Annotated in this window: 18 protein-coding genes; 4 read left to right on the forward strand and 14 right to left on the reverse strand. The window is 70.5% G+C overall.

Going from position 1 to position 20,986, the window contains the following annotated elements; translation table 11 throughout:
- The first annotated feature begins 3 nt into the window (after positions 1–3).
- A complete protein-coding gene (locus JWQ05_RS12285) occupies positions 4–531 on the forward strand; it encodes a gamma carbonic anhydrase family protein (RefSeq protein ID WP_299658729.1) in 528 nt (175 codons plus the stop codon).
- A 97-nt stretch (positions 532–628) separates the two neighbouring features.
- Here the strand turns inward: JWQ05_RS12285 and JWQ05_RS12290 are convergent, their stop codons facing one another.
- From JWQ05_RS12290 to JWQ05_RS12330, 9 genes are all read right to left on the reverse strand, one after another.
- Positions 629–1,408, reverse strand: coding sequence for an FCD domain-containing protein (locus JWQ05_RS12290; RefSeq protein ID WP_299658730.1), 780 nt, complete (start codon positions 1,406–1,408; stop codon positions 629–631).
- Positions 1,409–1,422: 14 nt separating this feature from the next.
- Complete coding sequence (locus JWQ05_RS12295; protein ID WP_299658731.1) at positions 1,423–2,910, reverse strand: M81 family metallopeptidase; 1,488 nt, start codon at positions 2,908–2,910, stop codon at positions 1,423–1,425.
- Positions 2,911–2,935: 25 nt separating this feature from the next.
- Complete coding sequence (locus JWQ05_RS12300; protein ID WP_299658732.1) at positions 2,936–4,201, reverse strand: Zn-dependent hydrolase; 1,266 nt, start codon at positions 4,199–4,201, stop codon at positions 2,936–2,938.
- Between the two features lie 14 nt (positions 4,202–4,215).
- Positions 4,216–4,929 carry an ABC transporter ATP-binding protein gene (locus JWQ05_RS12305; protein WP_299658733.1) on the reverse strand — a complete coding sequence of 238 codons (714 nt, stop codon included), beginning with the start codon at positions 4,927–4,929 and terminating at the stop codon, positions 4,216–4,218.
- Positions 4,926–5,696: an ABC transporter ATP-binding protein gene (locus tag JWQ05_RS12310; protein WP_299658734.1), complete on the reverse strand. Its 771-nt coding sequence runs from the start codon at positions 5,694–5,696 to the stop codon at positions 4,926–4,928. The genes JWQ05_RS12305 and JWQ05_RS12310 overlap by 4 nt, the downstream gene beginning before the upstream one ends.
- Positions 5,693–6,697, reverse strand: coding sequence for a branched-chain amino acid ABC transporter permease (locus tag JWQ05_RS12315; RefSeq protein ID WP_299658735.1), 1,005 nt, complete (start codon positions 6,695–6,697; stop codon positions 5,693–5,695). Before JWQ05_RS12315 ends, JWQ05_RS12310 begins: the two co-directional genes overlap by 4 nt.
- Positions 6,698–6,710: 13 nt before the next feature.
- Positions 6,711–7,565: a branched-chain amino acid ABC transporter permease gene (locus JWQ05_RS12320; RefSeq protein WP_299658736.1), complete on the reverse strand. Its 855-nt coding sequence runs from the start codon at positions 7,563–7,565 to the stop codon at positions 6,711–6,713.
- A gap of 187 nt (positions 7,566–7,752) precedes the next feature.
- The gene (locus JWQ05_RS12325; protein WP_299658737.1) at positions 7,753–8,970 is read right to left on the reverse strand and encodes an ABC transporter substrate-binding protein; all 1,218 of its coding nucleotides are present in this window, start codon (positions 8,968–8,970) and stop codon (positions 7,753–7,755) included.
- A gap of 186 nt (positions 8,971–9,156) precedes the next feature.
- Positions 9,157–9,705, reverse strand: a complete 549-nt coding sequence (locus JWQ05_RS12330) for a cupin domain-containing protein (RefSeq protein WP_299658738.1) — start codon at positions 9,703–9,705, stop codon at positions 9,157–9,159.
- A gap of 161 nt (positions 9,706–9,866) precedes the next feature.
- On the opposite strand from JWQ05_RS12330, the gene JWQ05_RS12335 reads away from it, so the two are divergent.
- Both JWQ05_RS12335 and JWQ05_RS12340 read left to right on the forward strand, forming a co-directional pair.
- Positions 9,867–11,204 carry an aspartate aminotransferase family protein gene (locus JWQ05_RS12335; protein ID WP_299658739.1) on the forward strand — a complete coding sequence of 446 codons (1,338 nt, stop codon included), beginning with the start codon at positions 9,867–9,869 and terminating at the stop codon, positions 11,202–11,204.
- A 38-nt stretch (positions 11,205–11,242) separates the two neighbouring features.
- Positions 11,243–12,742 carry a CoA-acylating methylmalonate-semialdehyde dehydrogenase gene (locus tag JWQ05_RS12340; protein WP_299658740.1) on the forward strand — a complete coding sequence of 500 codons (1,500 nt, stop codon included), beginning with the start codon at positions 11,243–11,245 and terminating at the stop codon, positions 12,740–12,742.
- 48 nt (positions 12,743–12,790) lie between these two features.
- Here JWQ05_RS12340 and JWQ05_RS12345 read toward each other — a convergent pair whose 3' ends face one another.
- Entirely contained in the window at positions 12,791–13,138 is a 348-nt protein-coding gene (locus JWQ05_RS12345; protein WP_299658741.1) for a helix-turn-helix domain-containing protein, read from the reverse strand.
- 106 nt (positions 13,139–13,244) lie between these two features.
- Here JWQ05_RS12345 and JWQ05_RS12350 point away from each other — a divergent pair, with 106 nt between their 5' ends.
- Positions 13,245–13,991, forward strand: coding sequence for a glucose 1-dehydrogenase (locus JWQ05_RS12350; protein ID WP_299658742.1), 747 nt, complete (start codon positions 13,245–13,247; stop codon positions 13,989–13,991).
- A 42-nt stretch (positions 13,992–14,033) separates the two neighbouring features.
- Here the strand turns inward: JWQ05_RS12350 and lpdA are convergent, their stop codons facing one another.
- The 4 genes from lpdA to sucD form a co-directional block, all read right to left on the reverse strand.
- Positions 14,034–15,434: a dihydrolipoyl dehydrogenase gene (gene lpdA, locus JWQ05_RS12355; RefSeq protein ID WP_299658743.1), complete on the reverse strand. Its 1,401-nt coding sequence runs from the start codon at positions 15,432–15,434 to the stop codon at positions 14,034–14,036.
- 113 nt (positions 15,435–15,547) lie between these two features.
- Entirely contained in the window at positions 15,548–16,852 is a 1,305-nt protein-coding gene (odhB, locus tag JWQ05_RS12360) for a 2-oxoglutarate dehydrogenase complex dihydrolipoyllysine-residue succinyltransferase (protein WP_299658744.1), read from the reverse strand.
- A 78-nt stretch (positions 16,853–16,930) separates the two neighbouring features.
- A complete protein-coding gene (locus tag JWQ05_RS12365) occupies positions 16,931–19,903 on the reverse strand; it encodes a 2-oxoglutarate dehydrogenase E1 component (protein ID WP_299658752.1) in 2,973 nt (990 codons plus the stop codon).
- Positions 19,904–20,093: 190 nt separating this feature from the next.
- Complete coding sequence (sucD, locus tag JWQ05_RS12370) at positions 20,094–20,978, reverse strand: succinate--CoA ligase subunit alpha (protein ID WP_299658745.1); 885 nt, start codon at positions 20,976–20,978, stop codon at positions 20,094–20,096.
- Positions 20,979–20,986 lie beyond the last annotated feature (8 nt).

Here is a 20,986-nt window from a genome sequence, read left to right on the forward strand (position 1 = left end):
GCAATGACCCTCTACGCCCTCGGCCCCCACCGGCCCCAGCTCGCCGACCCGGACCGCGTCTGGATCGCGCCGGGCGCGCACGTCGTCGGGCAGGTCCATCTCGGCCGCGACGTCTCGATCTGGTTCGGGGCGGTGCTGCGGGGCGACAACGACACCATCCGGATCGGCGACCGCTGCAACGTCCAGGACGGGGCGGTGCTGCACGCCGATCCCGGCTTTCCGCTGGAACTCGGCGACGACGTCACGGTGGGGCACCGCGCCATCGTGCATGGCTGCACCATCGGGGCCGGGACGCTGGTGGGCATGGGCGCCACCATCCTCAACGGCGCCCGCATCGGCCGCAACTGCCTCGTCGGCGCCAACGCCCTGGTGACGGAGGGCAAGGAATTTCCCGACAACAGCCTCATCGTGGGCGCGCCGGCCAAGGTGGCGCGCACCCTCGACCCGGAGGCGGCGGGCAAGCTGGCGCGCACGGCGGAGAACTACGTGGCCAACGGCCGGCGCTTCTCGGCGGATCTGCGGGCGTTGTGACATGTGATCCGGCCCGCGGCGCCGGGCGGACGCCTAATCCCTCCGGCGACGGCGATCGCCAATAGGGCCCGCTCACGCGATCATGCGCGTCGTCGCCCTATTCCGCCGCGCGGGCGCCCGGGGTCCGGGCACTGAGGAGGTCCGTGCGGAACTTGGCGTCGAGGCGCTGCATGAAGTGCTCGGCGCAGCACATGTGGGCGTGCATCTCGCCGCGCACGGCGTCCGCGTCCTCGGCGCGGAAGGCGCAGACCAGGGCGCGGTGGCTCGCGAGGTTGTGGGCGCCGAAGGCCTCGTGCTCGGTCAGGCTCTCGCTGCGGAACTCCACGAGGTCCCGCAGCAGGCTGTTGAGGAAGCGGCACATGAAGGCGAGCAGCGGGTTGTCGCTGGCGTCGCAGAGGATGTCGTGGAAATCGACCTCGACGATGCGCCCGATGCCGCGCCGGCCTTCCGCGTTGGCGGCCTCGCATTCGGCGATGTTGGCCTCCAGGCGGGCGAAATCCTGCGGGGTCAGGCGCCCGACCACGCCCAGGCCGAGCTGGACCTCCAGGCTGCGGCGCAGGGCATAGACCTGGGCGAAGTCGAGCTCCTGGAAGTGCAGGAAGCGGCGCAGCTGCCGGGCGGCGGCCTCCACCGAGATCGGGCGGATCTCCGGGCCCCCGTTGGGGCCGGACTGCATGGTAACCAGCCCCTGCACCTCGAGGGATTTCAGGGCCTCGCGGATGGTGCCCTTGGCGCAGCCGTAATGGCGCATCAGGGCGGCCTCGTTGGGCAGCCGGTCGCCGGGGCCCAGGCGCTCGCGGGCGATGCGGCGGCAGAGGTCCTCGGCGATCTGGTCCGAGAGCTTGATCCGCCGCATCGGGGCGGGGGCCTCGGTCATGGTGGCGTCCGAACTCATGGCGGCGTCCAGGCCGCGTCGGCATCGAGGGGGAAGATCGGGCGCGCGAGCTTTTCGAACGGGAACAGCCCGTAATCGGAGCTCGTGACGCCCCGGCTCGCGCATTCGACGACCGCGCGGGCGATGGGCTCGAAGACGGGGCGGCAATACATCCGCGATTTGAGGATCAGCACGCGGGCGCCGGCCGGATCGATGCCGGAGGCGGTGAACACCCCGAGATCCCAGGGCTCGTGCGGCTGCTCGGCGACGAGGATGCGGGCCGCGCCGGTGTCGAGCACCGCCGCCCGGCCCATGCCGCAAAGCTGGTCCGTATAGGTCGGCCCGGTGATGACGTAGCGGCCGTCGCCGAGCGCCGCGACGGTCCCCGTGACCGTGAGGGGCGCCTGGCGCGCAAGGCCCGGCAGGGGCACGCGGTTGCCGATCCCGAGTTCCACCGTCGCGCCGACCCCCGCCGCGTGCAGGGTCGCGACGGCGGCGGGATCGCAGATCGGGCCGGCGACGATGCCCTCGATCCCGGCTTCGAGCGCGGCGGCGAGCACGTCCATCACGTCGCAGGTGCCCCCCGACATGCAATTGTCGCCGTGGTCGAGGAGGAGCACGGGGCCGTGGCCCGGCCCGGCGAGGGCGGCTTTCGCCGCCGCGATGGACTCCGCCAGCGGCGCCTGCGTGTAGACGAAGTCCCGCCGCGCCGCCCAGAGCCCCCGGGCGAGGTCGCGGGCGGCGGCGTCGGCGGCCGCCTGCGTCTCGGCCGTGACGGTGACCGAGACGCCGGCCTCGCGCAGATCGGCGAGCGAGAAGCCGCCGAAGATCGTGGCGGCGAGCACGCCGGGCCGGGCCTCCGCCGCGCTCGCCGCCCGGACGGCGTCCCGCATCGGGCCGGGCACGCGGGTGTCCATGCGCAGGGTGTGGGCGAGCATCGGCGGGTGAACGAAGGCGCAAGCGGGGCGCAAGCCTTCGTCGAGCATGCGCCCGACGATGGCCGCGACGCGGTCCCCGGTCTCGGCCATGTCCACGTGCGGATAGGTCTTGAAGCCCGCCAGCGCGTCGCACTGGGCCACCATGCGCGGCGTGACGTTGCCGTGGAGGTCGAGGGCGACGCCCAGCGGCACGTTCGGCGCGAGGGCCCGGATGCGGGCGAGGAGCTCGCCCTCGCCGTCGTCGTGGCTCTCGGTCACCATCGCCCCGTGCAGGTCGAGGAGGATGGCGTCGCAGCCGGGGCGGATCGCCTCGAGGATCGCGGCGGCGAGCGCCTCGAAGGCGTCGTCCGCCACGGGGCCGCTCGGGTTGGCGTGCGCCGTCACGGGCACCGCGACGCGCGCGCCGCGCGCTTCCGCGAACCGGATGAAGGCGCCGAGCGCCGTGGTGGCGTCCCGCCCCGCCGCCAGGGCCTCGTCGCCCCAGAGCGGGCTGAAGGCGGACAGCGGAGTCGCCAGCGGCGAGAAGGTGTTGGTCTCGTGGTTCACCCGGGCGGTGACGATGCGCATGGCGGCAACTCGGCGTCGGTTGAGATCAGGCAGTCGGGCTGTGGCGGGAATCGTAGTCGAGCACCGCGTCGAGCAGCACCTGCGCGCCGGCCGCGCATTCGGCGGGCGCCGTGGCTTCCGCCGGGTTGTGGCTGAGGCCGCCGGCGCTCGGCACGAACACCATGGTGGTGGGCACCAGCCCCGCCACGTGCGCCGCGTCGTGGCCGGCGCCCGAGACCATGTCGCGGGTGGCGTGCCCGCCCTTCCGGGCCGCGCGCCGGACGCTGGCGATGCAGTCGGGATCGAAGGCGACGGGGGCGGTCCGCGCGATGGTCTGGAGGCTGCCCTCCAGGGACAGCCCGACCGTGACGCGGTCCAGCGCGTCGCGAAGGGCCGCCTCCATGGCGTCGAGCACGGCGTCATCGGGGTGGCGCAGGTCCACGGTGAGGAAGACGTGGCCGGGAATCACGTTGTTGGAATTGGGCGTCACCGTGAGGTGGCCCACCGTGCCGACGGCCGCAGGCGCGTGCGCCAGGGCGGCGGCATCCACCGCCTCCACCAGCCGCGCGGCGCCGACCAGCGCGTTGCGCCGCATCGGCATCGGCGTCGAGCCCGTATGGGCGGACTGGCCCGCGAGCGTGACCTCGTACCAGCGCATGCCCTGCACGCCCTGCACCACGCCGATGGCCGCCCCCTCCGCTTCCAGGATCGGACCCTGCTCGATGTGGAGTTCGAACATCGCCCCGAACGGCACCGAGCCCGGGACGGCCGGCCCACGATAGCCGATGGCATCGAGGGCCGCGCCGAAGCGGGTGCCGGCGGAATCCTCGCGGGCCTCCGCCCAAGGTGCCTCGTAGATGCCAGCATAGACGCCCGAGCCGAGCATGGCGGGGGCGAAGCGCGCGCCCTCCTCGTTGGTCCAGTTCACCAGCAGGAGCGGCGCCTCGGTGACGTAGCCGGCGCCATCCAGCGTTCGCAGGACTTCCAGGCCGGCGAGCACGCCCAGCACCCCGTCGAACTTGCCCCCCGTGGGCTGGGTGTCGAGGTGGCTGCCCATGGCGATGGGGTTCAGGTCCGGGTTCCGGCCGGGGCGCAGCGCGAACATGTTGCCCACCGCATCCACCGTGAGGGTGCAGCCCAGCGCCTCGACCTGGCTGCGCAGCCAGTCGCGCACCCGGCGGTCCTCGTCGCTCAAGGTGAGGCGCGCGATGCCGCCGTCCGGCGTGCCGCCGATGGCGGCGGTCTCGGTCAGGCTGTCCCAGAGGCGTTCGGCATCGATCGCGAGATTCGACATGCTGGCGAGATTCGACATGGTGTTCCCGTTGTTCACGCCGCCTTGACGCCGAGGTAGCGGTCGCGCGCCGCGTCGTCGGCGATGAAGTCGGCATTGGCGGCGGCATAGGCGACGCGGCCGAGTTCGAGGATGTAGTGGCGGTCGGCGAGCGAGGTGCAGACCGCCAGATTCTGTTCCACCAGCAAGATCGGCACCCCCGCCGCCCGGATGGCGCGGATCTGCGCCACGATCTCCTCGACGATGACGGGGGCCAGGCCCTCCACCGGCTCGTCGAGCATGAGGAGCTTCGGGCCGTTGAGCAGCGCGCGGGCGATCGACAGCATCTGCTGCTCGCCGCCCGAGAGCTGCGCCCCGCCGTTGCGGCGCCGCTCTTCGAGACGCGGGAACATCGCGTAGATGTCGCGCATGCCCCAGGGCGAGCCTTTGCGCGCGGCGACGCCCAAATTCTCCTCCACGCTGAGCAGGCTGAAGATGCCGCGATCCTCCGGCACGAGGTTGAGGCCGGTGCGGGCGATGCGGTGGGCGGGCCAGCCGGTCACGTCCGTGCCCTGGAAGCGCACGCATCCCCCGCGCGGGGTGAGCAGGCCGCTCGCGGCCTTGAGCGTCGAGGTCTTGCCGGCGCCGTTGCGGCCGAGCAGGCAAACGATCTCGCCGGCTCGCACCTCCAGGCTGACGCCCTGGAGGATGTGGCTCTTGCCGTAATAGCCGTGGACGTCGTCCAGCGTCAGGGCGACGGGGCCGCTCATGGCGCCAGATCCCCGGTGATCATGTTGCCGAGATAGGCCCGGCGCACTTCCGGGTCGTCGCGGACCCGCGCGGGCGGCCCCTCCACCAGCACGCGGCCCGCCCGCATCACCGTCACGGTGTCGGAGATGTTCATGACGATGCCCATGTTGTGCTCGATGAACAGCACGGTGTGATCCCGGCCGAGATCCCGGATCAGCGCCTTCATCGCCGCGATGTCGTCGATGCCCATGCCGGAGGTCGGCTCGTCGAGGAGGATGACCTTGGGAGCGGCGGCCATCGCCATGCCGACTTCGAGGCGGCGCTGCTGGCCGTGCGAGAGTTCGCCCGCCGCGCGCAAGGCCACGCGGGTCAGGTCGAGGCGCTGCAGCATCGCGTCGGCCATGGCGAGCGCCGGCCGGTTGGCCTCAACCCGGCGCCAGGGGGCGAGCGCCTGCCAGGGGGTCTTGCCCTGCGCCGCCAGCCGCAGGTTCTCGCGCACGCTCAAGGTGGGGAACAGGCTGGTGACCTGGAACGAGCGGGCGAGGCCGAGGCGCACGCGCTCGTGGTCGGAGGTCCGGGTGATGTCCCGGCCCATCAGGCCGATGCGGCCGGCGGAGGGTGCGATCCGGCCGGTGAGCGCGTGGAACAGGGTGGTCTTGCCGGCCCCGTTCGGGCCGATGATCGAGTGGACGCTGTTCTTCGCGATGCGCAGCGTCACGTCCTGGAGCGCGACGAAGCTGCCGTAGCGGACGCCCAAGTCGTCGGTGGAGAGGACGATCTCGCTCACCGGCCGGCCTCCGGGTCGGGGCTCGCCACGGGGCGATCCGGCGCCGGATCGTCCGGCGGGGGCGCCCGGGTGACGAGGGCGACGGCGCGCTCGATCAGGCCCCAGAGCCCGCGCTGCAGGAACAGCGTGATGACGATGAGGAGGAGGCCCAGCAACAGGAGCCAGCGCGGCCAGATCGCCGAGAGGGCGTCGGCGGCGAGGAGATAGGCACCGGCCCCGAGCAGCGAGGCGAACAGGTTCGCGCTGCCGCCGATGATCGTCATGATCAGCAGGGTCTCGCTGGTGTGGTAGTCGATGTTGGAGAGCGGGGCGACGCCGATCAGCATGGCGTGGAGCGCCCCCGCGAACGCCGTGACCGCGCCGGAGATCGCGAAGGCCGCGACCTTGAAGGCCCGCACGGGGAATCCGATCGCCCCGGCCCGGCCCTCGTTGTCGCGGATGGCGAGCAGGGTCCGCCCGAAGGTCGAGAGCGCCACCCGCTGCAGGGCGGCGAACAGCGCGAGGAAGAGCACCGCGACGTAGGCGTAGTAGGTCCAGGCCCCGGAGAGCGGCGTGCCGCCGAGGCTCGGGCGCGGGATGTCGAGGAGGCCGTTGTCCCCCCCCGTGAGGCCGCTGAAGGTGTAGGCCAGGAAGTAGAACATCTGCGAGAAGGCGAGCGTCAGCATCACGAAGTAGACGCCCTGGCGCCGGATCGAGACCCAGCCCACCGCCGCCGCCACGAGGGCGCCCGACACCGGCGCGAGGAGCAGCACGACGGGGGCCGGCAGGCCGGCGCGCACGAGGCCGAGGCCGGCGACATAGCTGCCGAGCCCGAAGAAGATGCCCTGGCCGAAGGAGAGCAGGCCGGTATAGCCCAGGAGCAGGTTGCAGGCGGCGACCGCGAGCCCGAAGATCAGGATCTCGCTGGCGAGCGTGCCCGAGCGCATGGCGAGCGGCAGGATCAGCACGGCGGCCAGCGCGAGGCCGAACTGCACCAGGGGCCTGTCGAGGAAGGGGATCACGCCGAAATCCTCCTCAGGCCCGGCCGAACAGGCCGCGCGGCATCGCCATGATGATGCCGGCCATGCCGAGATAGATCACGAGGCGCGCGCCCTCGGGCCAGAGCGTCGCCATCAGGCTCTGGGCGACGCCCACCAGAATGCCGGCGGCCAGCGCCCCCGCGTAGCTGCCCATGCCGCCGATCACCACGACCACGAAGGCGATGCCGAGCGCCTCGACGCCCATGAAGGGCTCGACACCCCGGATCGGGGCCGCGAGCGCTCCGGCGAGGCCCGCGAGCCCGGCGCCCAGCGCGAAGACGGCGGTGTTGATGCGGAGCGTATCGTAGCCGAGCAGCGCCATGTTCGACGGGGATTCGGAGCCCGCCCGCACGATGGCGCCGAGCCGCGTCCGGTCGAGGAGCCACCACAGGCAGGCGGCCAGGATCGCCGTGAAGCCGATCACGAAGAGGCGGTATTCGGGATAGACGAAGTCGCCGAGGATGAGGACGCCGCTGAGTTCCTCCGGCGGGGCGACGTTGCCGCCGATGGGCCCCCAGACGATGATCACGAGTTCCTGCACCACCAGGGCGAGGCCCACGGTGACGAGGATGTGGAAGGTGTGGGGCAGCTTGTAGACCCGGCGCAGGAGCAGCCGCTCGGTCAGGCCCGCCAGAGCGGCGACGACGAGGGCGGCGAGCGGCATCGCCACCCAGAAGCTCAGGCCCCGCTCGACGCCCTCGTAGGCGAGGTAGGCGCCAATCAGGTAGAACGCCCCGTGGGCGAAGTTCACGAACTGCAGCAGCCCGAAGATGATGCTCAGGCCCACCGCCAGCAGGAAGTAGAGCATCCCGAGGCCGAGACCGTTCAGGATCTGGAACAGGTAGGTCACGGGGTCTCCCGACCTGAGGGGTTGAGGGCGGTGGCCGGCATCGCCTGTAATCAGGCGCGCTCCCCTTCCCCCCTGCGCAGAGGGGTCAGAGGGTGGGGGTGGTTGGGTGACCCGCGAGGCCGCGGAGGCGAGCGGAACCACCCCCCCTCCAACGCCTCCCCGCAAGGGGAGGAGAGCCGCCCCGCCCTCACGCCATCTTGCAGCCGGCGGCCTCGGGCGAGAGGAAGGACTTGCCCGAATGGATCACGTCGGCGAAGTCGTCCTTGTCCTTCATGGCGGACTTCGCCTTGCCCTTGAGCAGGTAGTAATCCTTGATGACCTGATGGTCGGCGGCGCGGATCTCCTCGTCGCCCGTCAGGCCGGAATAGCGCAGGCCCTCCAGGGCCTTGATCACGGCGGGGCCGTCCGCGCTTCCCGCCTTCGTGGCCGCGTCCAGCAGCAGCCTGGTGATCTGGTAGGAGCCGGCGAAGGAGTAGTTCGGCGTCATCTTGGCGCTCTCGCGGACCTTGGCCACCAGGGCCTTGTTCAGGGGCGAGTCGATGCCGTGCCAGTACTGCGCCCCGAAATAGACGCCCTCGCAGAGGTCGGCCCCCAGCGCCTCGAACTGCTCCAGGCCCGAGGCCCAGGCGATCACGATCGCCATGCGCTTCTTGAGGCCGAAGCTCACGGCCTGGCGCAGGGCATCCGAGGATTGCGAGCCGAAATTGAGGAGCAGGAGCACGTCGGGTTTGGCCGCGATGGCGTTGGTCAGGTAGCCGCTGAACTCCTTCTCGGCGAGCGAGTGGTAGCTGTTGCCCACATGCTCGATGCCCTTCTCCTGGAACACCGCCTTGGCGGCGCCGAGCAGGCCCTCGCCGAACACGTATTGCGGGGTGATCGTGTACCAGCGCTTGGCCTGCGGCATCTGCTCGACGAGCGGCCGCACGGTCTGCGCGATGGCCCCGAAGGTCGGCACCGTCCAGCGGAAGGTGCCGCGATTGCAATCCGAGCCGGTGATCTCGTCGGCGCCCGCCGTGGTGATGAAGACGCCGTCGGACTTCGTGACCTCCTTGCCCATCACCAGGGCCTCGGAGGAGAGGATGCCGCCGGCAAACAGGCGCGTGCCCTGGCCCATCGCCTCCTGCACCTTGCGGGCGGCCGGCGCGGGCTTCCCCTCGGTGTCGATGTCGGCGATCGTGACCTTGCGGCCGAGGACCGAACCCGCCTCCTGCGCGGCGAAGGCGGCGCCCAGCGACGCGAACTTGCCGTTGGCGGCGAACGCCCCGGAGATCGGCAGCGGCGCGCCGACGACGAGCGGGCCCTCCGCCGCGCAGGCGCCCCGCAGCAGGCCCGGCAACGCGACGCCGGAGGCCGCGAGCCCGCCCGCCAGCAAGGTGTCCTTCAGAAACGCCCGACGATCCCGCATGCCACCGCTCCCGAACGCCGATCTCGGCGAACCATTCGATTGATACGCATAGAATGTCGCTCACTTCGGTCCGTCAAGCGGAGAAACCTATGCTGCACTGCACTTGCGCGCAGGGCCCGCGTTTCGGGCGAATGCTGCCCGGATGAAGGGCAGATCCGGTCTCGCAGCCCTCAGGTCTCGCGGCCCTCAGAACGTCGGCGGCGTGCAGGCGCTGACCACCTCGCAGGCCACGGGGCCGACGCAGCGGAAGCGGTGCGGGCGGCGGCTCTCGAAGGAATAGGCGTCGCCGGGGCCGAGGATGCGGCGCTCGTCGTCCACCGTCACCTCCAGCCGCCCGGAGAGGACGATGCCGCCCTCCTCGCCCTCGTGGACCAGGGGCACCCGGCCCGTGTCGGCGCCGGGCTCGTAGCGTTCCTTCAGGAGTTGCAGGCCGCGCCCGAAGAGGTTGTCGCCCACCTGCCGGTAGGAGATCGGGCCCTTGCCGATCTCGGTGAGTTCGTCGGCCCGGTAGAACGCCTTGCGGGGGCGCTCCGGCTCCACGGCGAAGAACTCGGACAGGCCGATGGGGATGCCGTCGAGGATGCGCTTGAGGGCGCCGACGGAGGGGTTCACCCCGTTCGACTCGATGAGCGAGATTGTCGAGTTCGGCACGCCGGCGCGCTTGGCGAGTTCGCGCTGCGAGAAGCCGTGCAGGGTTCGCACGTAGCGCAGGCGCGCACCGAGATCGACGCTCATCACAGACCCCGCCGGTGTTCGGGTTGTTCAGGATCCGCGAACACCTGTCACGCGGGCCCAAGCTTTTCAAGCAGATGGCGCCAGGAAGAAAAGGACTTGTTCGCGCTCCGCAATCGGCGCCTCTTTCCCGCCCATCGACATCTCCCACGGGTGAGAGTGCCATGGACCACCACGCCGCCGCGAACGCGCCCAGCCTCGACGCCTACTGGATGCCGTTCACGGCGAACCGGCAGTTCAAGGCCGCCCCCCGCATGATGGCCTCGGCCCAGGGCATGCACTACACGACCAGCGACGGGCGCAGCGTGCTCGACGGGACCGCCGGGCTCTGGTGCGTGAATGCCGGGCATGGGCGCCAGGGCATCGCCTCGGCGGTGGAGCGCCAGCTCACCATCCTCGATTTCGCCCCCTCCTTCCAGATGGGCCACCCGGCGGCCTTCGACTTCGCCGAGCGGCTCGCCGCCATCGCGCCGGGCGGTCCCAAGGCGGGGCTCGACCGTGTGTTCTTCACGGGCTCCGGCTCGGAATCCGTGGACACCGCCCTCAAGATCGCGCTCGCCTACCAGCGCGCCATCGGCCAGGGCACGCGCACCAAGCTGATCGGCCGCGAGCGCGGCTATCACGGCGTCGGCTTCGGCGGCATCTCGGTGGGCGGCCTCGTCAACAACCGGCGCGTCTTCCCGCTGCTGCCAGGGGTCGACCACCTGCGCCACACCCACGACTTGGAGCGCAACGCCTTCTCGAAGGGCCTGCCCGCGCACGGGGCGGAACTCGCCGACGACCTGGAACGCCTCGTGGGGCTCCACGGGGCCGAGACCATCGCGGCCTGCATCGTCGAGCCGGTCGCCGGCTCCACCGGCGTGCTGCTGCCGCCGGAGGGCTACCTGCAGCGCCTGCGCGAGACGTGCGACCGGCACGGCATCCTGCTGATCTTCGACGAGGTCATCACCGGGTTCGGCCGCCTCGGCACGCCCTTCGCCACGGATTATTTCGGCGTGGTGCCCGACCTCGTCACCACCGCCAAGGGCCTCACCAACGGCACGCTCCCGATGGGCGCGGTGTTCTGCAAGCGGGGCGTCCACGATGCCCTGATGCACGGCCCGGAGGCGGTGATCGAGCTGTTCCACGGCTACACCTATTCGGGGCACCCCGTCGCCTGCGCGGCCGGTCTCGCCACCCTCGACATCTACGCGGCCGAGGGCCTGCTCACCCGGGCCGCCGACCTCGCCGGGGACTGGACGAGCGCCATGCACGACCTGCGGGGCGCCGGACACGTCATCGACATCCGCACCATCGGCCTCGTGGCCGGCATCGAGCTGGCGCCCCGGCCGGGCGCACCCGGCGCGCGGGCCTACGACGTCTTCGTCGATTGCTTCGAGCGCGGCCTGCTCATCCGGGTGACCGGCGACATCATCGCCCTGTCGCCGCCGCTGATCGTGGAGCGCGGCCAGATCGACACCATGGCGTCGATCCTCGGCGACGCCATCGCCCGCGCCGCCTGATTCCCTTCACGACCTCACGTCCCTCGAGGATTCCTCCGATGCCGACCGCGATCCACCACTACATCGGCGGCGGCACCGCCGCCGGCACCAGCACGCGCACCGCCCCGGTCTACAATCCCGCCACCGGCGAGGAGACCGGCCGGGTCGCCCTGGCCAACGAGGCCGATGTGAACGCGGCGGTGGCCAGCGCCAAGGCGGCGGCCCACGATTGGGCGCACACCACGCCGCTGCGCCGCGCCCGCATCCTCAACGCCTTCCTGCGCATCGCGGAGGCGCGCATCGACGAACTCGCCGCCCTGATCACCGCCGAGCACGGCAAGGTGCTCTCGGATGCGCGCGGCGAGATCCAGCGCGGGCTCGAGGTGGTGGAGTTCGCCACCGCCGCGCCCCAGCTCCTCAAGGGCGAGGTCACGGAGAATGTCGGCACCCGCGTCGACAGCCATTCCCTGCGCCAGCCGCTGGGGGTGGTGGCCGGCATCACGCCGTTCAACTTCCCCGTCATGGTGCCGATGTGGATGTTTCCCGTGGCGCTCGCCTGCGGCAATTGCTTCGTCCTGAAGCCCTCCGAGCGCGACCCCTCGCCGTCGCTGCTGGTGGCGGCCTGGCTCAAGGAAGCCGGCCTGCCCGACGGGGTGTTCAACGTGGTGCACGGCGACAAGCAGGCCGTGGACGCGCTCCTCCACCACCCCGACATCGCGGCCGTGAGCTTCGTCGGCTCGACCCCGATCGCCCGCTACATCTACGCCACCGCCACCGCGAACGGGAAACGCGCCCAGGCGCTGGGCGGCGCCAAGAACCACATGATCGTCATGCCCGACGCCGACCTCGACCAGGCGGTGGACGCGCTGATGGGCGCGGCCTACGGCTCGGCGGGGGAGCGCTGCATGGCGATCTCCGTGGCGGTCCCCGTGGGCGAGGCCACCGCCGACGCCCTGGTGGCCAGGCTGATCCCGAAGGTGCGCGCCCTGAAGGTCGGCCCCGGCACCGACCCGGAGGCCGAGATGGGCCCCCTCGTGACGGGCACGCACCGCGACAAGGTCAGCGGCTACATCGATGCCGGCGTGGCCCAAGGCGCCGAACTCCTCGTCGACGGGCGCGGCCTGACGCTCCAGGGCTACGAGGGCGGCTACTTCCTCGGCGGCACCCTGTTCGACCGGGTCACCCCGGAGATGTCGATCTACCGGGAGGAGATCTTCGGCCCCGTCCTGGCGATCACCCGCGCGCCGGACTACGCGACGGCGGCCAAACTCATCAACGACCACGAATTCGGCAACGGCACCGCGATCTTCACCCGCGACGGCGACGCGGCGCGGGAATTCGCGCACCAGATCGAGGTCGGCATGGTGGGCATCAACGTGCCGATCCCGGTGCCGATGGCGTTCCACTCCTTCGGCGGCTGGAAGGCCTCGCTGTTCGGCGACCACCACATGCACGGCCCCGAGGGCGTGCGCTTCTACACGCGCCTCAAGACCATCACGACCCGCTGGCCCACCGGCATCCGCGCGGGCGCCGACTTCGTGATGCCGACGATGAAGTAGGGCTGCCGCACCCGCCGGCACCGGCCTTCGGGCTCGTGCCGGCCGGGCCTATGGCGTCGCCATCGCGGAGGCGTCCGTGCGGGCATAGGCGCTCATGATCGCGGACAGCAGGCCGGGATAGCGGGCCTCGACCTCGGCGCAGCGCGAATGATTGCGCATCTCCACGCCGTGGCGCTCGCAGCGGATCAGCCCGGCCTCGCGCAGCACCTTGAAGTGGCTGGAGAGCGACGATTTCGGGATGACCCGGTCCCCCACCGCCGAGACGGCGGTGCAGGCCTCGACGCAGCCCGCCCCCGAGATCCGGGCGAAGATCGCGGCGCGGGTCGGGTCTGACAGGGCGTGCAGGATCGCCTCCGGGCGGACATCTTCCAGGGCGGGGTGGAACAGGGACCTCATGTTTTATCCATGTGGGGGCTTGATCTGCGCTTTGATAGTTCCGAAGTCCCGAACTATGGGACTAAGGCCACCATCCCGGAGCCGCCCACGGACGAGGTTAGCACACATGTCAAAGCTCGAAGGCAAGGTCGCCGTCGTCACCGGCGCATCGAAGGGCATCGGCGCGGCGATCGCCAAGTCGCTGGCGAAGGCGGGTGCGGCGGTCGTCGTCAACTACGCCTCCAGCAAGGCGGGCGCGGACGCCGTCGTGGCGGCGATCACATCGGCGGGCGGGCGGGCCGTCGCGGTCCAGGCCGACGTCTCCAAGGGCGCGCAGGCGCAAGCACTGATCGAGGCGGCGGTGGCGCAGTTCGGCCGGCTCGACGTGCTGGTCAACAATTCCGGAGTCTACGAGTTCGCGCCGATCGAGGAGGTGGGCGAAGAGCACTACCGGCGCCTCTTCGACGTCAACGTGCTGGGTGTGCTGCTGGCGACCGGGGCGGCGGCGAAGCATCTCGGAGAGGGCGGCAGCGTGGTCAACATCTCGTCGGCGATCACCCACGTGAACACGCCGACCGCATCGGTCTACGCCGGAACCAAGGGCGCCGTGAATGCGATCTCGGGCGTCCTCGCCAACGAGCTGGCGCCGCGCAGGATCCGGGTCAACGTGGTCAGCCCCGGCTTCGTGGTGACCGAGGGCACCCACACCGCCGGAATCGTCGGCTCCGACATGGAGGCCGGCTTCGTCGCGCAGACGCCGCTGGGCCGTGCCGGCCAGCCGGACGACATCGCCGAAGTCGTGACGTTCCTCGCCTCCGACGAGGCCCGCTGGCTGACCGGCGAGGTGATCACCGCCAGCGGCGGCATTCGCTGAACGATGCCTGCGCCCGCAGCGGGCGCAGGCGTTCCCGCGCGATCAGATGTGGATCGCGCGCTTGCCCACCGCGAGTGCGGCTTCCTTGACGGCTTCCGTCAGGGTCGGGTGAGCGTGGCAGGTGCGGGCGACGTCCTCGGCGCTGGCACCGAATTCCATCGCCACCGCGACCTCCGCGATGAGGTTGCCCGCATCCGCCCCGACGATGTGGACGCCGAGCACCCGGTCGGTGGTGGCGTCGGCCAGGATCTTCACGAAGCCGTCGGTGGTGTGGTTGACCTTGGCGCGGCCGTTGGCGGTGAAGGGGAATTTTCCGGTGTTGTAGGCGATGCCGTCCTTCTTGAGCTCCTCCTCGGTCTTTCCGACCGAGGCGACCTCCGGGTAGGTGTAGACCACGTTGGGGATCACGCCGTAATTCACGTGGCCCGACTGGCCGGCGAGCAACTCGGCCACCGCCACGCCCTCGTCCTCGGCCTTGTGGGCCAGCATCGGCCCCGCGATGACGTCGCCGATGGCGTAGATGCCGGTGACGTTGGTGGCGTAGTGGCTGTCCGTCTGGATGCGGCCCTTGTTGTCGAGGCCGACGCCCACTGTCTCCAGCCCGAGACCCTCGGTGTAGGGGACCCGGCCGATGGCGACGAGCACCACGTCGGCGGTGAGCGTCTCGGCCTCGCCGCCCGCGGCCGGCTCCACCGTGACGGTGGCCGCCCCGTCCGCCACGTCGACGCCCGTGACCTTGGACGAGAGCTTGAACTGCACGCCCTGCTTGCCGAGGATGCGCTGGAACTGCTTGCCGACCTCGCCGTCCATGCCCGGCAGGATCCGGTCGAGATACTCGACCACGGTGACCTCGGAGCCCAGGCGCCGCCAGACCGAGCCGAGTTCGAGCCCGATGACCCCGGCGCCGATGATCAGGAGCTTGCCCGGCACCGTCTCGAGGGCCAGCGCGCCCGTGGAGGAGACCACGATGGTCTCGTCGATGGTGACCCCGGGGAGCCGGGTGACGTCCGAGCCCGTGGCGATGACGACGTTCTTCGTCTCCAGGAGTTGGTTGCCGCCATCCTCCGACAGCACCTCGACGCGGCCGGCGCCCGCGAGCCGCGCGGTGCCGCGATACGCGTCGATGCCGTTCTTCTTGAGCAGGTACTCGACGCCCTTGGTGTTGCCGTCGACGCCGTCCTGCTTGAACGTCATCATCTTCGCGAGGTCGAGCTCGGGGGCGTTCACGATCACGCCCATGTCGGCGAAGTGCTTGCCGGCCTCCTCGAAGGCTTCGGACGCGTGCAGCAGGGCCTTCGAGGGGATGCAGCCGACATTGAGGCAGGTGCCGCCATGGGTCGCCCGCTTCTCGACCACGGCGGTCTTGAGGCCGAGCTGGGCCGCCCGGATGGCGCAGACATAGCCGCCGGGGCCGGTGCCGATGACGACGAGATCGTAGGACATGGGTATCTGACTCGCTGAATTGGGCGGCGGGTCATGCCCCACCATCGAAGTACGAAGCGCGCGGAAGCGTCCGGCCGCGGGGATCGCGGCCGGCGGACGGCAGCTGCCGGGCCTTAGAGGTCGAGCACGAGTCGTGCCGGATCCTCCAGCGCCTCCTTGACGCGCACGAGGAAGGTCACGGCCTCCTTCCCGTCGACGATGCGGTGATCGTAGGACAGGGCGAGGTACATCATCGGCCGGGCCTCGATCTTGCCGTTCCGGACCACCGGGCGCTCCTCGATGCGGTGCATGCCGAGGATGCCCGATTGCGGCGCGTTGAGGATCGGGGTCGACATCAGCGAGCCGTAGATGCCGCCGTTGGTGATGGTGAAGGTGCCGCCCTGCATCTCGTCGATGGAGAGCTTGCCGTCGCGGGCCTTCTTGCCGAAGCCCGAGATCGTCTTCTCGATGCCCGCGATGGAGAGGTCGTCGGCGTTGCGCACCACCGGCACCACGAGGCCCTTATCCGTCCCGACCGCGATGCCGATGTGGTAATAGTTCTTGTAGACGAGGTCCTGCCCGTCGATCTCGGCATTGACCGCCGGCACGTCCTTCAGCGCCCCGATCACCGCCTTGGTGAAGAAGCCCATGAAGCCGAGCTTGGTGCCGTGCTTCTTCTCGAAGATGTCCTTGTACTGGCTGCGCATGGCCATCACGGCCGACATGTCGACGTCGTTGAACGTCGTCAGCATCGCGGCGGTGTCCTGCGCGTCCTTGAGACGGCGGGCGATGGTCTGGCGCAGCTTGGTCATGCGCACGCGCTCCTCGCGCGCCGCGTCGTCGGGCTTGGAGGGGGCGCGCGGGGCGGCGGGCTTGGCCTCCCTGGCGGGGGCGGGCGCCGGGGCCGAGGGACCGCCCTTGGCCGTGGCCTCCAGCATGTCGCCCTTGGTCACGCGGCCGTCCTTGCCGCTGCCGTTGAGGGTGGCGGGGTCGATGCCGGATTCACGCGCCATCTTGGCCACCGCCGGGCCGTGATCGCCGGATTCGCGGGCCTGCGGGGGCGCGCCGTCGCCGTGGTTGCCGTAGCCGGCCGACGAATCCTGCGCGGGCGCCGCCTCGGACGTCCTGGTCTCGGCGGGTGCGGCCTCTGCAGGTGTGGGCTCGGCCTTCTTCGGCGCGGGTGCCTTGGCGCCGCCGGCGCCGGCCGCGATGATCGAGCCCAGCAGCGCGCCCGGCTCCACGGTCTCGCCGTCCTTGGCCAGGATCTCGCCGAGTTCGCCCGCCGCCGGGGCGTTCACCTCCAGGGTGACCTTGTCGGTCTCGAGTTCCACCAGCGGCTCGTCCGCCGCCACGGTGTCGCCCGGCTTCTTGAACCAGCGGCCGATCGTGGCCTCGCTGACGGATTCGCCTAAGGTCGGGACGACGATATCGGTTGCCATGGTGGGTGTCCGTCCGGAGAGTTTGGGGCGCCGTCGCGCGGCGCCCTCGGATCGCGAAGTGTCGGGGGCGCCGGCGGCTCAGACCGCCAGCGCCTCGTTGAGGAAGGCCTGGAGCTGGGCCTGGTGCTTCGAGAGCAGGCCCACCGCCGTGGAGGCGGAGGCCGGGCGGCCGACGTAGCGCGCGCGCTTGACCGGCGACTGGGCCTGGCCGAGTACCCATTCGAGGTAGGGCTCGACGAAGGCCCAGGAGCCCATGTTCTTCGGCTCCTCCTGGCACCACACCACCTCGGCGTTGCGGAACCGGCCCATCTCGCCCGCGAGCGCCTTGAGGGGGAACGGGTAGAGCTGCTCGACGCGCATCAGGTAGACGTCGTTGACGCCGCGCTTCTCGCGCTCGTCGTAGAGGTCGTAATAGACCTTGCCCGAGCACAGCACGACGCGCCGGACCTTGTCGTCCTTGACGAGCTTGATGCCGTCCTCGTCGCGCTCGGCATCGTCCCAGAGCACGCGGTGGAAGCTCGAGCCCTCCGCCATCGCCTCGATGGGCGAGACCGCCTTCTTGTGGCGCAGCAGGGACTTGGGCGTCATCAGGATCAGCGGCTTGCGGAACTCGCGGTGCAGCTGGCGGCGCAGGATGTGGAAGTAGTTCGAGGGCGTGGTGCAGTTGGCCACCTGCATGTTGTCCTCGGCGCACATCTGCAGGAAGCGTTCCAGGCGGGCGGAGGAATGCTCCGGCCCCTGGCCCTCGTAGCCGTGCGGCAGCAGCAGGGTCAGGCCCGACATGCGCAGCCACTTGCGCTCGCCCGACGAGATGAACTGGTCGATGACCACCTGGGCGCCGTTGGCGAAGTCGCCGAACTGCGCCTCCCAGAGCACGAGGGCGTTGGGCTCGGCGGCCGAGTAGCCGTACTCGAAGCCGAGGACCGCCTCCTCGGAGAGCATCGAGTTGATGACCTCCAGGCTGGCCTGGCCCTCGCGGATCGAGTTCAGCGAGGTGTAGCGCTGCTCGTTCTCTTGGTCGATCACCACGGCGTGGCGCTGCGAGAAGGTGCCGCGCTCGACGTCCTGGCCCGAGAGCCGGACGCGGTTGCCCTCGATGAGGAGCGAGCCGAAGGCCAGGGCCTCGGCGGTCGCCCAGTCGATGCCCTTGCCCGTCTCCACCGCCTTGGCGCGGTTGTCGAAGAAGCGCTGGATCGTCCGGTGCAGGTGGAAGCCGGGGGGCGGCGTCGTGATGCGCTGCGCGATCTCGCGCAGGGTCTCGGCGGGCACGCCGGTCTTGCCGCGACGGGGGTCGTCCACGTCCTCGCGCACGGCCTTGAAGCCGGCCCAGCGGCCGTCGAGCCAGTCGGCCTTGTTGGCCTTGTAGGTGTTGGCGACCTCGAGCTCGGCGTCCAGGATCGCGCGGAACTCGGCCTTGCGGGTGTCGAGCTGCTCCTGGCTCAGCACGCCCTCGGCGACGAGCTTCTTGCCGTAGGTCTCCAGCGCGGTCGGGTGCTTGCGGATGCGCTGGTACATCTTCGGCTGGGTGAAGGCCGGCTCGTCGCCCTCGTTGTGGCCGAAGCGGCGGTAGCAGAGCATGTCGATGACGACGGGCTTGCCGAACTTCTGGCGGTACTCGATCGCGATCTTGGCCGCGAACGTCACGACCTCCGGGTCGTCGCCGTTGCAGTGGAAGATCGGCGCCTCCACCATCTTGGCGACATCGGACGGGTAAGGAGAGGACCGCGAAAAGCGCGGATCGGTGGTGAAGCCGATCTGGTTGTTGATGATGAAGTGGATCGAGCCGCCGGTGCGGTGGCCCTTCAGGCCGGACAGGCCCAGGCACTCGGCCACCACGCCCTGCCCCGCGAAGGCGGCGTCGCCGTGGATGAGCAGCGGCACCACGCGGGTGCGCTCCACCGTGGGCTTGGCCCGCTGGTCCTGCTTGGCGCGCACCTTGCCGAGCACCACCGGATCGACGATCTCGAGGTGCGACGGGTTGGCGGTGAGCGAGAGGTGGACGTTGTTGCCGTCGAAGCTGCGGTCCGACGAGGCACCGAGATGGTACTTCACGTCGCCCGAGCCCTCGACCTCGGCCGGGCTCGCCGAGCCGCCCTTGAACTCGTTGAACACCGCCCGGAAGGGCTTGGCCATCACGTTGGTGAGCACGTTGAGGCGGCCGCGATGGGCCATGCCCACCACGATCTCCTCGGCGCCCAGCGCGCCGCCGCGCTTGATGATCTGTTCGAGCGCCGGGATCATGGCTTCCGAGCCGTCGAGGCCGAAGCGCTTGGTGCCGGTGTACTTGAGGTCGAGGAACTTCTCGAAGCCCTCCGCCTCGATCAGCTTGTTGAGGATCGCGCGACGGCCCTCGGGCGTGAAGGTGATCTCCTTGCCCTTGCCCTCGATGCGCTCCTGGATCCACGCCTTCTCCTCCGGATTGGAGATGTGCATGAACTCGACGCCGAGGGTGTTGCAGTAGGTGCGCTCCAGGATCTCGACGATCTCGCGGATGGTCGAGAATTCGAGGCCGAGCACGTTGTCGAGGAAGATCGGGCGGTCCCAATCCTTCTCCTCGAAGCCGTAATGCTGCGGGTGCAGTTCCTCGTGGTCGCCGCGCGGGGCGAGGCCGAGGGGGTCGAGCTTGGCGTGCAGGTGGCCGCGCATGCGGTAGGCGCGGATCAACATGATCGCGCGGACCGAATCCTTCGTCGCCTGCTCCACCGAGATGCCCGGCGCGGAGGCGATGACGACGCCCTTGGCGGGTGCCGTCGCGGTGTCGGACTTGGCGCGGATCTTCTCGCCGATCGCCTTCTCGACGGTGGCCCAGTTGCCGTCGAGCGCCGAGACGATCTCGCCGTTGGCGTGGATCGGCCAGTTCGGCTTTTGCCACGAGGCACCGGCGGCGTTCTTCTCGGCCGCCCCCTTGTCCTCGTTGAGGGACCGGAAGAACGTCTGCCACTCGGGGTCGACCGCGTTCGGATCACGGGCGTAGGCCGCCTGCAGCTCCTCGATGTAGGCGGCGTTTCCGCCGTAGAGGAACGAGGTTTCGAGCGCGTCCTGGCGTGCCATCGTCTGGGTCATCCTGCCGCTTCGCGGAGCCCGCCCTGGGGCGTGGCCCTGCCCGATGCCTCTCGCGTGGGAGCGCGCTCGAGGACCGGAGGTGTGGGGAAAGACGCGGGAGGCTCTCCCGCGTCGCTCGTTCCTAGATGGGGTCGCGGACCTGAACGTTGGGGCAACGCAGGCCTGCAATCCCCGCGTGTCAGCCGCGCAGGACCTCGACGAGGGTGCTGCCGAGGCGGGCCGGCGAGGGCGAGACCCGGATGCCGGCCGCTTCCATCGCGGCGATCTTGTCCTCGGCGCCGCCCTTGCCGCCCGAGATGATGGCGCCCGCATGGCCCATGCGGCGGCCCGGAGGCGCCGTGCGGCCGGCGATGAAGCCCACCATGGGCTTCTTGCGGCCGCGCTTGGCCTCGTCGGCGATGAACTGCGCCGCCTCCTCCTCGGCCGAACCGCCGATCTCGCCGATCATCACGATCGACTCGGTCTTGGGGTCGGCGAGGAAGAGTTCGAGCATGGCGATGAACTCCGTGCCCTTCACGGGATCGCCGCCGATGCCCACCGCCGTGGTCTGGCCGAGGCCGGCATTGGTGGTCTGGAAGACCGCCTCGTAGGTCAGGGTACCGGAGCGCGAGACGATGCCCACCGAGCCCGGCTTGAAGATGTTGGCCGGCATGATGCCGATCTTGCACTGGCCCGCCGTGACGATGCCGGGGCAGTTCGGGCCGACGAGGCGGGACTTCGAGCCCTCCAGGGCGCGCTTGACCCGCACCATGTCGAGCACGGGAATCCCTTCCGTGATGCAGACGATGAGCGGGATCTCGGCTTGGATCGCCTCGCAGATCGCGTCCGCCGCGCCCGGCGGCGGCACGTAGACCACGGAGGCGTCGGCGCCGGTGGCATGCCGAGCCTCCGCCACCGTGTCGAAGACCGGCAGGCCGAGATGCGTGGCGCCGCCCTTCCCCGGGGAGGTGCCGCCGACCATCTTCGTGCCGTAGGCCATGGCCTGTTCGGAGTGGAAGGTCCCGTTCTTGCCGGTGAAGCCCTGGCAGATGACCTTGGTGTTCGCGTCGATCAGGATGGACATGGGTACTC

The sequence above is a fragment of the Methylobacterium sp. genome, from assembly GCF_028290105.1.
Classification (GTDB): domain Bacteria; phylum Pseudomonadota; class Alphaproteobacteria; order Rhizobiales; family Beijerinckiaceae; genus Methylobacterium.

Excerpts from the sequence above, each read along its gene's own strand:
- JWQ05_RS12285 (WP_299658729.1), top strand. The coding sequence starts at position 4 with ATGACCCTCTACGCCCTCGGCCCCCACCGGCCCCAGCTCGCCGACCCG.
- JWQ05_RS12290 (WP_299658730.1), bottom strand. The coding sequence starts at position 1,408 with ATGACCGAGGCCCCCGCCCCGATGCGGCGGATCAAGCTCTCGGACCAG.
- JWQ05_RS12295 (WP_299658731.1), bottom strand. The coding sequence starts at position 2,910 with ATGCGCATCGTCACCGCCCGGGTGAACCACGAGACCAACACCTTCTCG.
- JWQ05_RS12300 (WP_299658732.1), bottom strand. The coding sequence starts at position 4,201 with ATGTCGAATCTCGCCAGCATGTCGAATCTCGCGATCGATGCCGAACGC.
- JWQ05_RS12305 (WP_299658733.1), bottom strand. The coding sequence starts at position 4,929 with ATGAGCGGCCCCGTCGCCCTGACGCTGGACGACGTCCACGGCTATTAC.
- JWQ05_RS12325 (WP_299658737.1), bottom strand. The coding sequence starts at position 8,970 with ATGCGGGATCGTCGGGCGTTTCTGAAGGACACCTTGCTGGCGGGCGGG.
- JWQ05_RS12330 (WP_299658738.1), bottom strand. The coding sequence starts at position 9,705 with ATGAGCGTCGATCTCGGTGCGCGCCTGCGCTACGTGCGAACCCTGCAC.
- JWQ05_RS12335 (WP_299658739.1), top strand. The coding sequence starts at position 9,867 with ATGGACCACCACGCCGCCGCGAACGCGCCCAGCCTCGACGCCTACTGG.
- JWQ05_RS12340 (WP_299658740.1), top strand. The coding sequence starts at position 11,243 with ATGCCGACCGCGATCCACCACTACATCGGCGGCGGCACCGCCGCCGGC.
- JWQ05_RS12345 (WP_299658741.1), bottom strand. The coding sequence starts at position 13,138 with ATGAGGTCCCTGTTCCACCCCGCCCTGGAAGATGTCCGCCCGGAGGCG.
- JWQ05_RS12350 (WP_299658742.1), top strand. The coding sequence starts at position 13,245 with ATGTCAAAGCTCGAAGGCAAGGTCGCCGTCGTCACCGGCGCATCGAAG.
- lpdA (WP_299658743.1), bottom strand. The coding sequence starts at position 15,434 with ATGTCCTACGATCTCGTCGTCATCGGCACCGGCCCCGGCGGCTATGTC.
- odhB (WP_299658744.1), bottom strand. The coding sequence starts at position 16,852 with ATGGCAACCGATATCGTCGTCCCGACCTTAGGCGAATCCGTCAGCGAG.
- JWQ05_RS12365 (WP_299658752.1), bottom strand. The coding sequence starts at position 19,903 with ATGGCACGCCAGGACGCGCTCGAAACCTCGTTCCTCTACGGCGGAAAC.
- sucD (WP_299658745.1), bottom strand. The coding sequence starts at position 20,978 with ATGTCCATCCTGATCGACGCGAACACCAAGGTCATCTGCCAGGGCTTC.